Below are 14,235 nucleotides of genomic sequence, written 5' to 3' on the forward strand. Positions count from 1 at the left end.
CATGTCCAACGCGGTTTCGTGGTTTGCCGATGTCGGCATTGCCGACCGTCCCACCGTGGGCGGCAAAGGCGGTTCGCTGGGTGAGTTGACACAGGCCGGCATCGCCGTTCCGCCCGGCTTTGTCGTCACCACCCACGCCTTTGAGGAGTTCCTGAACGCCCTGGAAGCGCGCGAGAGCGTGCGCGACAAGGTGGAGGCGCTCGATCCCCAGGATCTGGGCGCGGCCACGCGCCTGTCGGAACAATTGCGCGCCCGCGTCATGGGCGAGCCAATGCCGTCACAGGTCGAAAGCGCAATCATGGCGGCGATGCGCGAATTGTGTGCCGACGGGCAACCGGTGGCGGTGCGATCGAGTGCCACCACCGAAGATGCCGAGGATGCCAGCTTTGCCGGCCTGCAGGACACCTTCCTCTGGGTGCTGACGCCAGAGGACATGGCGCAGAAAGTGCGCGAATGCTGGGGCAGCCTCTATTCGGTCGAAAGCATGACCTATCGCCGCAAGCAGAACTTCCCCGAAAGCGGCGTGGCGATGGCCGTGGTGGTGCAGCGCATGGTCGATGCCGCCTGCGCGGGCGTGATGTTCACGCGCAGCCCGACCACGGGCGACAAGTCTGTCATCACGATCGAAGGCGCTTGGGGCCTTGGCAGCGCGGTTGTTTCGGGCGAAGTGACGCCGGATCGCTGGGTGATCGGCAAGATCACCGGCGACATTTCGGTGCGCAACATCTCCGACAAGCACGCCAAGCAGGTGCCCGCCCCCGGCGGCGGCATAATCGAGGTGGAATTGCACGGCGAAGAGCGCACATCGCCCTGCCTGACCGATGACCAATTACAGGCTCTGCGCGAAGTGGGCCGCCGGGTGGAGCGCCATTACGGCAAGCCGCAGGACATCGAATGGGCGCTCGACAAGGCGGGCAACATCCTGCTGCTGCAATCGCGCCCCGAAACCGTCTGGGCGGTCAAAGATGCCGAGGCCAAGCCCGTGGCCGCACCGGTCGCCAATCCGATGGCGCATGTCATGAACATTTTTGGGGGCAAGAAGTGACCCGACTGACCGGCAAGGACATTGCCGAAATCGCCAAGCTGCTGGACGAAAGCCAGTTTTCCGCGCTCGACCTGACAATGGGCGAATTTCGCCTGCGCATCCGCCGCGACGGCGGGGGCGCGGGATGGGACAGTGCCGATGACGAGCCCACGGCACCCGCACCCCGCCCTGCCCCGCGTGCTGCGCCAAACCCTGCCCCGGCCGCGCCGGCCCCTGCCGCCCCGGCAGATGGCCCTGCGGCAGGCGAAGTCGATGTGCCCGCGCCGCTGCTCGGCAATTTTTATGCCGCGCCGCGCCCCGGCGAACCGCCCTTTGTGCAGGTTGGCGACACCGTTGGCCCTGATACCACCATCGGGATTATCGAGGTAATGAAGCTGATGAACCCGATCCGCGCCGGTGTTGCCGGCACTGTCACCGCCCTATTGGCCGAGAATGGCAAGGCGGTGGAAAAAGGCCAGGCGCTCATCCGCGTGAAGGTGGGCTGACATGGCAACGATCCGCATTGTCGAAACCAGCTTGCGTGATGGCAACCAGTGCCTGTGGGGCGCGCTGGGGGTCAACACCGCCAAGACGCTGACCATTGCGCCCGCGATGGAACGCGCCGGTTACAAGGCGATCGACTTCACCACCTCCACCCATATGGGCGTGGCGGTGCGCTACAAGCAGGAAAACCCGTGGGAACGCATCCGCGCCATGGCGGACATCTGCAAGACCACGCCGCTGCAATTCCTGTCCACGGGCTTCCGCTTCATCGCTTGGGAAACCGCGACGCCGGAATTCATGGAGCTGGCATTCCGCACGCTGGCCACCAACGGCATTCGCCGCTTTGCGCTGGCCGATCCGATGAACGATGCCGCCAGCAATGTCGAAGTCGCGAGACTGGTCAAGCGCGCGGGCGGCGAACAGGTGGTGGGCGCATTGGTGTTCTCGATCAGCCCGATTCACGACGATGCGCATTACGCGGCCGCAGCCAAACTGATGGCGGCCAGCCCCGATATTGACGCGCTTTACATCAAGGATCCCGGCGGCCTGCTCACGCCCAAGCGGGCGCAGACGCTGATCCCGGCTATCCTGGCCGAGATTGGCGACAAGGAGCTGGAACTGCACAACCACTGCACCATCGGCCTTGCCGAGCCTGCCTGTCTGGAAGCGGCGGATCTGGGCGTGTCGGCGGTGCAATGTGCCAGTGGCGGCGCGGCGGATGGCACCAGCAATCCCCCGATCACGCGCATGATCGCCAATTTGCGCGCTCAGGGACACGATGTGCCCATCGATGACGAGGCAGCGCAGGAAGTGGCCGATTTCTGGACCGCGGTGGCAGAGGCCGAAGGGCTTCCCACCGGCCGCCCGATGGCGTTTGACGCGGCCTATTTCCACCACAATTTGCCCGGCGGCATGGTCGGCACCATGCGCCGCCATCTGGCCGACCAGCGCGTGCCGCATCTGGAAGGTGCGGTGATCGAGGAGATTGGCCGCGTGCGGCAGGAACTGGGCTGGCCCATCGTGATGACGCCCTTTGCCCAGATGCTGCAAACGCAGGCGGTGATGAACGTGACGGGCAAGGAACGCTGGGCGGTAATCCCGGACGAGATCATCCGCTTTGCGCTGGGCAAGTTCGGGCGGCCCAACGCGCCGGTTGACCCGGAGGTGATGGACCGGATCATGGCCAATCCGCGCACGAAGGAATTGCAGGCCGAAACCGGCATGGCCGATCTGAAAACACTGCGCAGCCGCATTGGCGAGAACCTGTCGGACGAGGAATTCCTGCTGCGCGCCACCATGCCCGCCGAACAGGTCAACGCCATGATGGAAGCCGGCCCGGCACCGCGCGAATACGATCCCGATACCGTCGCCGTGATGAACCTCGTGCGCGAAGTCCTGAAGCGGCGCGATGTCACCGGCTTTGAAATTGCCAAGGGCGATTTCAAGCTGGAGGTTTCGGCATGACCCTGCCCCGCCAGCCGAAGGGCTTCATGTTCGACCTCGACGGCACGCTGATCCTGTCGAACCGCAAGCTGGGCGGCTACACCGCCATTCCCGGCGCGGCAGAGGCGTTGGAGGATCTCAACCGGCGCGGCATTCCGTGGATCGCGCTGACCAATGGCAGCGCCTATCCGTCGCGCGTGCAGGGGCCGAAACTGCGCGATGTGGGCCTGCCCATTCCCGATGCGCAGCTTTTCACCCCCAATTCGGTTGCGGCCAAGGTCATGCTGGCGCGCCGCTATTCCAATGTGCTCGTGCTGGGGCTGGCCAGCGTGGCCGAGGCGCTCACCGAACTGGGCGTCACCTGCTCGATGCTGGGGGATGAGGCCGCGAAGAGCGCCGATGCCGTCTATGTCGCATGGCATCCCGATTGCGTCATGGATCACATCCACCTTGCCTGCGAACGGGTGCTGGACGGGGCGGCGCTGCTTTCTGCCTCCGATGTGCCTTTCTTTGCCACCAAGGAAGGGCGCAGCTTCGGCTATTCCTGCGCGATCAACGGCGCGATTGCCCGCGTGACCGGGGTGGAACCGGAACCTTGCGGCAAGCCCAGCCGGCACGCGATGGAAGTGATTGCCGAAACGCTGGGCGTGGCGATGCAGGATGTCGGCGTGGTGGGCGATGATGCGGTGGCCGAAATGCAGATGGCGCGCGCCACCGGGGCGATTGGCATCGCCGTGACAAGCGGCAGCACCAGCGCCGAGGAATGGGCCGCGCAGCCCCCGGCGCGCGAACCGCATCTGGTGATCGGCAATATCGGCGAACTGGCGGCGGCCTGCGGGCTCGAATAGTCTGCCGCGCATGACCTTCGATTACCTTGCCTACCTCGATTGCTTCCTGACCGGCGATGACGACGCGCTGGTGGAGCGCTTCTTTGCCGAGGATTGCGCCATGCATTCCGCATCGGGCGTGCGGCACGGCAAGCAGGGGATGAAGGATTTCCTCGCCTGGGCGCATGATGGCGTGCGCGAATGTCCGCGCCTGCAGCGCTATGTGCGCGAAGCCGACGTAGTCTTTGCCGATATCGACATGGATTTTCACTGCCACGCGCCGCGCCCGGACTTTCCGTTCGGCCCCCTGATGCCGGGAGACACTATAACGGTTAAGTTTCTTGCCCGTTATGACCTGAACGGTGAAGGAAAGGTGACAAGGCTCACCACGATGGCCTGGCCTCCCGAACAGGGCGTTACCAAGGCACCGCGCCTGGGCGGCCACCCTGGGCAGATCGCGGCCTACCATGCCTATGCCGCCGCCTTTTCCAATGGCGATGCGGAGCGTTTCCGCCGCTTCTACACCGATGATGTGGTGCTCGAACTTTCTTCGGTCGGCCGGATCGAAGGCGCACAAGGGATCGTGGATTTCTACTCGACCATGTTCCGCTCGGTGCGCGAGACACTGACGATCCATGCCCTCGACGCCAGCGACGAAAGGCTGGTGGTCGATTGCACGAGCCGTTTCACCGCCATCACCGATGCGCCCGATTTCGTGGTCGGTGCCCTAAGCCAAGGCGAATGGATCGATGTCCGGGTACACGTCACCTACACGCTGCGGGACGGCCTGATCCGCCATATTGGCGTGGAGCGCGCGGGCGAGCCGGTGTTCAGCCGCGATTTGTAAGGGTTGCAGCGGCGCGGGGCAGATCGTCCGGCCGGTCTATATCCAGCAGCATGGCAGCGGGCGGTTCCAGCAGGGCAAGGCCTCTTTCCTCCGCCAGCAGCGCGCCCGCCCCTTGATCTCCGGTTAGTGCCGCCACCTGCGGCAGCAGAGCCAGCGGAAGGCAGGCGGGAACGCCGCGCTTGCCCAATGGATACAGCGTTGCCGCGCCGGGTTTTGCCGAGGCGAGCCGGGCAATATACTCCGCCTCCACCAGCGGCATATCCGCCAGCAGCACAAGCAGCGCCCGCCCCTGCGCCAGCGCGCGCCCCGCCGCCAGCGCCAGCGAAGTGCCCAGCCCTTCGGCAGCGCGCGAATTGACCAGCAGCGGCCATCCGCTCGCGCTGGCAAAAGCGGGAGCTTCCTGCCCCACCACGATGATACCTGCGGGAAGGCCCGCCGCCGCCACGGCATCCAGCACCCATTGCCCCACCGGCTTTCCCGCCAAGCGCGCGTCGAGCTTCGCGCCATAGCCTTCGGCACCGAAGCGCGTCCCAGCCCCCGCCGCGAGCACCGCGACCAGCGGCGCGGTGTCAGTGGGCGGGCAACAGGGCATCGGCTTCACGCATGGGGATGCAGCGCTTCATATTCGCCCACGACACTGGCAAGGATGGACAGCGCCAGCGCCACCGGCTCGCGGCTGTGCTGCACAATGCCGATCGGGCTGGCGATCCGGGCGAGTTGCGTTTCCTCCACCCCGGCAGCCACCAACCGGGTGCGCCGCTGCGCCCGCGCCGGGCCGCCGCCCTGCGCCCCAATGAAAAAGGCCGGTGTTGCCAGCGCCCATTCGAGGATCGCCTGTTCCCATTCGTGATCGTGAAACAGCAGGATCACCGCACACCATGTGTCCACCGAAACACCAACCGGCGCGTGGCCCAATGAAAGGCCGTCCGCTCCGCTGTCCTTGCTGAAGGTCTCGACCGCCAGCCCCGCCGTGCGCGCCAGCAAGGCCAGCGCATCCAGTTCCGGCCCCTCACCAAACAGCAACAGCCGAAGCGCGGGAACGAATTGCCGCTGTTCCAGGGGGCCGAGCCGCAGGCTGAGACTCGCCGCTTCCCGCCGGTCGAGCGCATCAGCAACTTTGGCGCAGGCCACATGATCAGGGGCGGGGTCGATCAGGATGTCCAGCCCGCCGCCGCACGGCAGACGAAAATCGATGAGCGGCGACCCCGCGCCAAAGCGCATGACCCGCCGTTCCCCGCCCGCCAGCACCTCGGCGGCAAGCTGGCGTTCAAGGCATCCATCGGCCAGACTGCCGGTTATTGTGCCATCCGGGGCCACGGCCAGTTGCGCCCCTAGGCGGCGTGAGAAGCTGCCTTCAATCCCGACGATTGTGCACAGGCCCACGCCGGGGCGGCAGGCGGCACGAAGGGCGGCGCGGTCATCGTGAATCATGAAAACGCGCGCCGCATGTCAATCAGTGCTGGTGCTGGTTGGGGTCCTGAATACCCATGATCAGCTGCGGCTCCTCGCCGCGCAGTTCCTGGAAGGCGACGCGCAGGTTGATCAGCGCGCGGCTCCACGGCGTGCCGCCATATTCGAGACCCGGCTTCAGCTGATGATCGAGGAAGATGGCAAAGCTGGGTGCGCGTTGCAGCGCGGCCAGCGCATCCTCTGGCGTGCCGCCCGCCTGTGCGGTCGCCTCGGCCTGCGCCACCAGCGCGCGGTTGAACTGCACGAAGCTGCGGAATTCGGCCCAGGTTGACACCCCGCCATGGCCCTGGATCACGTGGTCCACGCCCTTCACCGAATAGAGCGCGCGGGTGAGCGTGGTGGGCAATGCCAGCATCGATCCGCCCGAACCCGGATCGATCAGCGGGCTCATGTGCCAGGCATAGATATCGCCCGCCATCATCGTGCGCGCCGCCGGGAACACCACAAAGGCATCGCCATCGGTGTGGCCTGCGCCGAAATAATGCAGCACGATCTGGTCGGCGCCTTCGCCCAAGGTGAGCGAATTGGTGAATTCGGTATCGACATGGGAAGGGCCAAAGGGGCCGCCGCCTGCCATCATGCGGCGCGCGGTATTGGCCTGCGCCACCACGGTGACATTGCCGCCCGCCATTTCCTTCATCTGGTTGTTCGAGCCGATATGGTCGGGGTGCGAGTGTGTGTTGATGATCATGCCGATGGGCTTGTCGGTCACCCGGCGCACTTCGGCCAGGATCGCCTCCCCGCTGTTGGGCAGCTTGGTATCGATCAGCACCACATCGTTTTCGCGCACGAACACCACCGTGTTCCCGCCCGCGCCGAAGATCTTGTAGACCTGTCCGTTGACGTGCTCGATCTCGGTAATGCCGGGTAGGCCCTGCGCGGTCACGCCCACTGCGGCAAGGCCGCTCACCACAATGGCGCCAAGCACCGCGATACGTTTCATTATGCCCCTCCCGACAAAAAGACTCTCTCGATGAACCAATAGGCACCCGCCGCCACCACCGCAAGCGAGCCAATTGTCGCAACCCGTCGCGCGGCCGCTTCGTTGCGGCGGCGGATCGCGCCAAGGATCAGCACCGCGACCAGCACGATGGCAAGCTGCCCGATCTCCACCCCCAGGTTGAAGCCGAAAAGCGACCAGGCCAGTTGCGCCTGCGGAAGGCCAAAATCGGCAAGGACATAGGCAAAGCCAAAGCCGTGAATCAGGCCGAACATCACCGCAAACAGCGGGCGCAGATCGCGCGTTTTTTCCACTTCGCCCGCGCGCAGCAGATTGTCCGCGCCCACCACCACAATCGACAACGCAATCAGCGGCTCCACAATGCTGGCGGGCACCACCACATGGCCCAATGCCGCCAGCGACAGCGTGACCGAATGGCCGAGAGTAAAGGCGGTGACGATCAGCGCCAGCCTCCGCCAGCTTCCGCCCAAGAGGATCAGGCCGATCACGAACAGGATATGGTCGGGCCCGATCAGGATATGGTGCACACCCGCCGGGATGAATGTGCCCAGCACCGCCAGCACGCCCGCCGCCGTGCCCGCAAAATGCGTGCGCGGCCCATCGCCCGGCGCGAGAATCCACTGCTGCACCAATTGCCCGTATTCACGCACATTCACGAAGGTCTGGTGCTGCGGATCATAGGGAAACAGGTTCGCCGCCACGTCCAGCGCGGGCGGGGCTGCGGCAGGGATCACGAAGCGTAACCGCACCGCATCATCGCTGGCGGCGCTGGCAATGCCCGTCCACTCAAGCGGCGGCAGATCGCCTCCACCGATAGACAGGCGGGGGCCAAGAATTGATCCAATTTGGCTGTATTGCCTCGACAACACAGTTTCGTCGAGCAATAGGGACGGTTCGTCGGTTTGCAATTCATGCGCCAGATCAATCGTGTGCACGGTCAATGTGCCTTCGATCCGGTCCTGATGGATATCGAGGTCGAGATAGCTGAACGGCGCGGGATGGGCCTGCACGGGAACAGAAAGGAACAGAAGCGCCCAAAAAAGGGCAAGGCGCGCGGCAAGCACAGCCTGTGCTCTTTGCAGGCCGGACATGGATTGAAAGCGCAGGTTCATACAGTTCAGTGTTGAATGATGGGGGCATCGGGCCGGGAAAAGAGCGTTTGCGGCAAGCCAAGTTGCAGGGCAAGAGCTGGGCGCAAGACATCGGGGGGTCATTGCGGGTGATTGGGGAATTCAGAAACAGGGCAGGCGATTGCGCCCGGCGGGGTATCGTGCCGCTGGGCGCGCTGGCGCTGCTGCTGGCCGGATGCGCCACTCCGCAGGCTACGCCGCCGCAATCCTCGCTCGCCGTTCCGGATGAATGGTCGCAGGCTCAAGCGGGCGCTGCCACAACTGACCTAACGGCCTATTGGGTGCTGCTCAACGACCCGCTGATCACGGATCTGGTGGAACAGGCCATTGCCAACAACCGCGATCTGGCGCAGGCCGCCGCACGGCTTGACCAATCGCGCGCCTCTCTGGTGCAAGCGCGCTCGGCACTTTTGCCCGTGCTGTCCGCCAGCGGGCGCACCAGCCGTGATCTGGGCGACAACGCGCCCGATCAGTTCGCCTTCGGCCTTGGCCTCGATGCCAGTTGGGAAGCCGATCTGTTCGGCCAGATCAGCGGCAATATCGGGGCGGCTGAGGCGGAATTGCTGGCCGCGGGCTATTCGCTGGCCGATCTGCAACGGGTGATCGCGGGGCAGGTGGCGCTGACCGCCATCAATGCGCGTGCCTTGGCGCAGCAATTGGCGATTGCCCGCTCGACCCTCGCCTTTCAGGAGGACAATCTCCAGATCGCCCGCTGGCGCAACCAGGCGGGGCTTGTCTCCAGCCTTGATGTCGAACAGGCCCGCGCCCAGCGCGCCACCACCGCCGCGACCATCCCCGCGCTGGAAAGCAGCCTTGCCGCCACGGCCAATGCGCTCTCCACTTTAGTGGGGGAGGCTCCGGGCCGCGTGCTGGTGCAGCTCGATACCGCCAACCCGGCCCCGGTGCCGCAACCGGCTGCACTGGCCGGGTTCGAAGCACCGGCAGAGGTGCTGCGCCGCCGTCCCGATGTGCGCGGGGCCGAGGCCCGCCTTGCCGCCGCCACCGCCCGAATTGGCGTGGCGCGCGCCCAACTGTTTCCGCTGCTGCGCTTGTCCGGCAATATCGGCACCAATGCGCTGGGTATCGGCAATCTGTTCGATGTCATCACATCCGGAGTGGTCGCCAGCGTCAGCCAGCTGATCTTTGATGGCGGGCGCACCGCCGCGCAGGTCGACAGTGCGCGGGCCGCCGCGCGCGGATCGCTCGCCGCGTGGGAACAGGCGATGCTGCAAGCTTTGGAGGAGGTGGAAAGTGCCGCCGTCGATCAGCGCAGCGCGAGTGAGCGCGTGGCGATCAACGCCGAAGCGGTGGAGGCCGCCAATAATTCCGCCCTGCTGGCCCGCAGCCAGTACGAAGCGGGACTGACCGATTTTCGCAATCTGCTGACCGCAGAAAACCAATTGCTGTCCGCCCGCAACCAGCAAATCGCTGCACAGGCCGACCGGGCATCGGCCTTTGTCCGTCTGACCCAGGCGCTGGGCGGCGGATGGGACCCGCGCAGTTCGACATTCACCTCTCTGCCCGCGCAGAATGACAGGACGCCGTGATGAGCCAGACCGTTACACCCTCCGGCCCGACTTCCGGGCAGAATATCGAGGATTTCCTCGGCACGGGCAAGCAGCCGTTCTGGAAGCGTCGTATTGTGTGGATTCCCGCGCTGGTGCTTGTGTTGGCGGCGATCGGCTGGGCGATCTTCGGGCAGGAGGAGAAAGGCCCGGATTACATCACCGAGGAGGTCGCCACGCGCAGCCTTGATCTGGTCGTCACCGCCACGGGCAATCTGCGCCCCACCAATCAGGTGGAGGTCGGTTCCGAAGTGTCGGGCCGGATTGACGAAGTGCTGGTCGATGTGAACGACGTGGTGGTGCGCGGACAAGTGCTGGCGCGGATCAACACCGATGTGATCAATGACCAGATCATGCAGGGCCGCGCCAATGTGAACGCCGCGCGCGCGCAGGTCGAACAGGCCCGCGCCACGCTGAATGTCGATCAGGCGCAGCTTGATCGCCTGCGCGAAGTCTACCGCTTGTCGGGCGGGCGCGTGCCATCCTTGCAGGAACTGGAAGCCGCCGAAGGCGCGGTGCTGCGCGGCCGCGCCAATGTTGCGGCGGCGCAGGCCAATGTGGCGGCCGCACAGGCCTCGCTTTCCACTGCGCTCACCAACCGGGACCGTGCCGTGATCCGCAGTCCCGTTTCGGGCGTGGTGCTCGCCCGGCAGGTTGAACCGGGGCAGACCGTGGCCGCCAGCTTCAACACCCCCACCCTGTTCGTGCTGGCCGAGGATCTTTCGGTGATGCAATTGCGTGTGAAGGTGGACGAGGCCGATGTGGGCCAGGTCTCGGCCGGTCAAGCCGCCACCTTTACAGTCGATGCCTATCCCGGCCGCCAGTTCCCCGCACAAGTGGAACGCATCGATCTGGCATCCGGCAATATCGCCACCACCGCTACGCAGGGCCAGCAGACCAACGCCGTGGTCGAATATGAGGCGCGGCTGACAGTTGCCAATGCCGACGGCCTGCTGCGCCCCGGCATGACCGCCACCGCCACCATCGCCACCGAAAGCACCGCGCCGCAACTTGTCGTCCCCAATGGCGCGCTGCGGTTCCAGCCGCCAGAAGAGGACGAGGAAGGCGGCGTGCAGATCGGCCCCGGTGGCGAACAGTTCGGGCTGGAGCGCGAGGAAGCACGCGCCAATATCAATGCGGGCAGCCGCCGCCTCGTGCACGTTCTCGAAGCGGACGGCACCTTGCGCGCCATAACCGTCACCACCGGGCTTTCGGATGGCCGATATACCGCGGTCACATCGGATGAACTGCGGCCTGGCATGAAGGTTGTCACTGCCATCCGTTCCGCCAAGAATTGAGGCATGGCGCGGTGAGCGAACAACCTATCATCGAACTGAAGGGTATCACCAAGACGTTCGGCACGGGCGAGGCGGCGTTTCAGGCGCTGAAGGGCGTGGACCTCGCCATCCTTCGCGGTGATTTCGTCGCGGTGATGGGGCCATCGGGTTCGGGCAAATCGACCACGATGAACATTCTGGGCTGTCTCGACGTGCCGACATCGGGCGTGTTCCGCTTCCTCGGCACCGAAGTGCAAACACTCAACCGCGACCAGCGCAGCCTGCTGCGCCGCCGCTATCTCGGCTTTGTGTTTCAGGGCTTCAACCTGCTGGCGCGCACCACGGCGGTGGAGAATGTGGAACTGCCGCTGCTCTATCGCGGCATGGGCAAGGCGGAACGGCGCGCGGCCGCCATGCGCGCGCTTGACCGGGTGGGGCTTGGCCCCTGGGCGGATCACACTCCGGCGGAATTGTCGGGCGGGCAGCAGCAACGCGTGGCGATTGCCCGCGCGCTTGTCACCGATCCCGAAGTGCTTCTGGCCGATGAGCCGACGGGCAATCTCGATTCCGAACGGTCGGTGGAAATCATGAAGTTTCTGGCTGAACTCAACGCGCAAGGGATCACCATCCTGATGGTCACGCACGAGCCGGAAATGGCCGCTTTCGCCAAGACGATCGTCCATTTCAAGGACGGGCTGGTCGAACGGATCGAGCGCGGTTCGCTCTCCCACGAACATGCGGCGGGGGTGCAGCACTGATGTTTGGCACCACGCTCTTGCTCGCTTTTCGCGAAATTCGCCGCCACATCATGCGCAGCTTCCTGACGACGCTGGGCATTATCATCGGCGTGGCGGCGGTGATCACCATGGTGACACTGGGCCGCGGGGTGACCGCCGATATCGAGGAACAGATCAGCTCGCTCGGCTCCAACGTGTTCTTCGTTTTTCCCATTCAGGGCGAACGCGGCCAGTTCCGTCCGTTTGACGAACGCGATGTGGAGGCTGTGCGCGAACAGATTGCCGGGGTGCGATCCGTCGCCGGACAGGTGGAAACCAATGTTGTCGCGATCTACAACGGGCAAGATTGGGAAAGCAAGGTCGAAGGCGTGAACAACGACTTCTTCGACGCGCGCGGCATCGATTTGGAGGAAGGCCGCCGCTTTACCGACGCGGAAATGGCCGCCGGTTCCAATGTCTGCATTATCGGCCCGACAGTTTACAAGGAGCTGTTCCTGCCCGGCGAAAGCCCGCTGGGCGAACGGATGCGGCTGAACAATGTCAGCTGTCAGGTGATCGGCCTGTTCGCCAGCCGCGGATCGGTAGGCGGCAATGGCAACGATGACAATTCGATCTTCATGCCGCTCACCAATGTGCAGCGCCGGTTCACCGGCAATGACAATATCGGCTATATGGCGGTCAGTTACGACAGCGTTTACGACAGCGGGACGATGACGCGCGCGTTGGTTGACCTGATGCGCGAGCGGCGCGTGCTGCTGGAGGGGCAGGCGAACGATTTCGACATCGTTGATACCGCGCAGATCAACGAAACCGTATCGAGCACGGTCGGTACGCTGACGATCATGGTCGCCGCCATTGCCGCGATCAGCCTGGTGGTGGGCGGGGTCGGCATCATGAACATCATGCTGGTCAGCGTGACCGAGCGGACGCGCGAAATCGGCATCCGCCTTGCCATCGGCGCGCTGGCGCGTGAGGTGCGTCTGCAATTCCTGACCGAGGCGGTGGTGCTGTGCTGCTTTGGCGGCCTGGTGGGGATCGCGCTGGGATTTGTGCTGTCCTACAGCCTGTCGAGCGTATTCGGCTTTACCTTCGTGTTCGACCCGGCGATCAACATCATCAGCTTTGTCATTTCGGCGCTGATCGGCATCGTCTTCGGGTATTTCCCCGCCCGCCGCGCCAGCCAGCTCGACCCGATAGAGGCGCTGCGCCACGAATAGGGGTGCGGCCCCTTCGCGCAAGAAGGGGCCGCCGCCTTATTTCGTATCCACCAGCACCAGCTCGGCGTCTTCCAGCGCCTTCACTGTCAGCGTGGCGATATCGGCCAGCGCCGCGCCATCACGGGCATTCACGATCTCGCCTTCGATTTCGACCTTGCCGGTGGCGGGGACGAGATAGCCCTTGCGCCCGCCCAGATCGTATGTGACCTGCTCGCCCGCCTTGACCGTTGCGCCCAGCACGCGGGCATCGGCGTTGATGCGCAGTGCGCCTTCGTCCTCCACCTCGTCACGCCCGCTGGCGAGCACGGCAAAGCGGCCGTCGCGTGCTTCGCGCGGGAATTGCTTTTCGCCCCAGCGCGGCGGGATGCCCTTGCGATCGGCCAGGATCCACAGCTGGAAGGAATGGAGTTCCTCCTCCTCCAGATTGTATTCGGCATGGGTGATACCAGTGCCCGCGCTCATGACCTGCACATCGCCCGCCACGGTGCGGCCCTGATTGCCGAGGCTGTCGCGGTGGCTGATCGCGCCCTTGCGGACATAGGTGATGATTTCCATGTCCGCGTGCGGATGCGGAGGGAAGCCGGTCCTGGGCGCGATGATGTCATCGTTCCAGACGCGCAAGGCGCCCCAGTGCATGCGGCGCTGGTCGAAATAGTCCGCGAAGGAGAAATGGAAATTGGCCTTGAGCCAGCCGTGATCGGCCTTGCCCAGTGTGTCAAAGCGGCGAATATCGATCATGGGGGTGATCCTTTCTTGCTTGCCTGATCGGCTTCCCGCCCAAGATGGGTATTGCAAATCGTTTGCAAAAGACCCGCCCTTGGCCGGTATGCCAGCGGCAATCCCCCGCCCGATATGTCCTCAGCTTGACACCGGGAGACCGTGTGGCAGTCTGTCAAAAAGGGGACGAGGGTCAGACGATGGGCGAGAGAAACGCCGCACATGATGATCCGGCCATACCGGCACGGGCCAGCCGGACGCTGCACGGGCGGGGACAGCACCGGCAGGCTGATCCGGTGCGCATCATGCTGGCACTGATCGGGCTGGCAGGTGCCGTGGGGGTGCTGGCGCTGAACATGGGCCGGTGACATCACCGGGTGACATGGTCGGGTGACAGGGCCGGGTGACAGGGCCGGGTGACAGGGCCGGCTGACACAGGCGGACGAACTGCGCGGATCGCAGGTGCTCACCGCCCCTTGCAGGGCATTGCCCGCCGCGCCATAGCGGAGCCTCGCA

General features: G+C 64.9%; 15 protein-coding genes. 10 read left to right on the forward strand and 5 right to left on the reverse strand.

The genetic code is table 11. The annotated features are described in order from the left end of the window. Nucleotide 1: 1 nt before the first annotated feature. The 5 genes from WFP39_RS05750 to WFP39_RS05770 are packed head-to-tail and all read left to right on the forward strand — an operon-like array spanning nt 2 to nt 4,645. Entirely contained in the window at nt 2-1,045 is a 1,044-nt protein-coding gene (locus WFP39_RS05750; RefSeq protein WP_336918247.1) for a PEP/pyruvate-binding domain-containing protein, read from the forward strand. Further along, a complete protein-coding gene (accB, locus tag WFP39_RS05755; protein WP_336918248.1) occupies nt 1,042-1,530 on the forward strand; it encodes an acetyl-CoA carboxylase biotin carboxyl carrier protein in 489 nt (162 codons plus the stop codon). The genes WFP39_RS05750 and accB overlap by 4 nt, the downstream gene beginning before the upstream one ends. A gap of 1 nt (nt 1,531) precedes the next feature. Beyond that, a complete protein-coding gene (locus WFP39_RS05760) occupies nt 1,532-2,992 on the forward strand; it encodes a biotin carboxyl carrier protein (protein WP_336918250.1) in 1,461 nt (486 codons plus the stop codon). Continuing rightward, the gene (locus tag WFP39_RS05765; protein WP_336918251.1) at nt 2,989-3,819 is read left to right on the forward strand and encodes an HAD-IIA family hydrolase; all 831 of its coding nucleotides are present in this window, start codon (nt 2,989-2,991) and stop codon (nt 3,817-3,819) included. Before WFP39_RS05760 ends, WFP39_RS05765 begins: the two co-directional genes overlap by 4 nt. Nucleotides 3,820-3,829: 10 nt before the next feature. Then, nucleotides 3,830-4,645 (forward strand): nuclear transport factor 2 family protein, encoded by an 816-nt coding sequence (locus WFP39_RS05770; protein WP_336918253.1) that lies wholly within the window; start codon nt 3,830-3,832, stop codon nt 4,643-4,645. On the opposite strand, the gene WFP39_RS05775 is transcribed toward WFP39_RS05770, so the two are convergent. The 4 genes from WFP39_RS05775 to WFP39_RS05790 are packed head-to-tail and all read right to left on the reverse strand — an operon-like array spanning nt 4,629 to nt 8,086. Then, nucleotides 4,629-5,237 (reverse strand): nucleotidyltransferase family protein, encoded by a 609-nt coding sequence (locus WFP39_RS05775; protein WP_336918254.1) that lies wholly within the window; start codon nt 5,235-5,237, stop codon nt 4,629-4,631. The genes WFP39_RS05770 and WFP39_RS05775 overlap by 17 nt on opposite strands. A 5-nt stretch (nt 5,238-5,242) precedes the next feature. Continuing rightward, complete coding sequence (locus WFP39_RS05780) at nt 5,243-6,076, reverse strand: XdhC family protein (protein ID WP_336918255.1); 834 nt, start codon at nt 6,074-6,076, stop codon at nt 5,243-5,245. 22 nt (nt 6,077-6,098) lie between these two features. Continuing rightward, on the reverse strand, nt 6,099-7,058 hold the full coding sequence (locus WFP39_RS05785; RefSeq protein WP_336918256.1) for an MBL fold metallo-hydrolase: 960 nt from the start codon (nt 7,056-7,058) through the stop codon (nt 6,099-6,101). Further along, the gene (locus WFP39_RS05790; RefSeq protein WP_336918258.1) at nt 7,058-8,086 is read right to left on the reverse strand and encodes a HupE/UreJ family protein; all 1,029 of its coding nucleotides are present in this window, start codon (nt 8,084-8,086) and stop codon (nt 7,058-7,060) included. Before WFP39_RS05790 ends, WFP39_RS05785 begins: the two co-directional genes overlap by 1 nt. Before the next feature lie 260 nt (nt 8,087-8,346). Here WFP39_RS05790 and WFP39_RS05795 point away from each other — a divergent pair, with 260 nt between their 5' ends. The 4 genes from WFP39_RS05795 to WFP39_RS05810 are packed head-to-tail and all read left to right on the forward strand — an operon-like array spanning nt 8,347 to nt 13,002. Further along, nucleotides 8,347-9,753 carry an efflux transporter outer membrane subunit gene (locus tag WFP39_RS05795; protein ID WP_336918259.1) on the forward strand — a complete coding sequence of 469 codons (1,407 nt, stop codon included), beginning with the start codon at nt 8,347-8,349 and terminating at the stop codon, nt 9,751-9,753. After that, nucleotides 9,753-11,069, forward strand: coding sequence for an efflux RND transporter periplasmic adaptor subunit (locus tag WFP39_RS05800; RefSeq protein ID WP_336918260.1), 1,317 nt, complete (start codon nt 9,753-9,755; stop codon nt 11,067-11,069). The genes WFP39_RS05795 and WFP39_RS05800 overlap by 1 nt, the downstream gene beginning before the upstream one ends. Before the next feature lie 11 nt (nt 11,070-11,080). Beyond that, nucleotides 11,081-11,806 (forward strand): ABC transporter ATP-binding protein, encoded by a 726-nt coding sequence (locus WFP39_RS05805; RefSeq protein ID WP_336918261.1) that lies wholly within the window; start codon nt 11,081-11,083, stop codon nt 11,804-11,806. Further along, nucleotides 11,806-13,002 carry an ABC transporter permease gene (locus WFP39_RS05810; RefSeq protein WP_336918262.1) on the forward strand — a complete coding sequence of 399 codons (1,197 nt, stop codon included), beginning with the start codon at nt 11,806-11,808 and terminating at the stop codon, nt 13,000-13,002. Before WFP39_RS05805 ends, WFP39_RS05810 begins: the two co-directional genes overlap by 1 nt. Nucleotides 13,003-13,038: 36 nt before the next feature. Here WFP39_RS05810 and WFP39_RS05815 read toward each other — a convergent pair whose 3' ends face one another. Next, a complete protein-coding gene (locus WFP39_RS05815; RefSeq protein WP_336918263.1) occupies nt 13,039-13,740 on the reverse strand; it encodes a pirin family protein in 702 nt (233 codons plus the stop codon). A gap of 179 nt (nt 13,741-13,919) precedes the next feature. Between WFP39_RS05815 and WFP39_RS05820 the strand changes: the two genes are divergently transcribed. Then, on the forward strand, nt 13,920-14,087 hold the full coding sequence (locus WFP39_RS05820; protein ID WP_336918264.1) for a hypothetical protein: 168 nt from the start codon (nt 13,920-13,922) through the stop codon (nt 14,085-14,087). Nucleotides 14,088-14,235: the final 148 nt, after the last annotated feature.

Origin of the sequence: Alteraurantiacibacter lauratis (assembly GCF_037154155.1) — a bacterium.
In the GTDB taxonomy this organism is placed as follows: domain Bacteria; phylum Pseudomonadota; class Alphaproteobacteria; order Sphingomonadales; family Sphingomonadaceae; genus Alteraurantiacibacter; species Alteraurantiacibacter lauratis.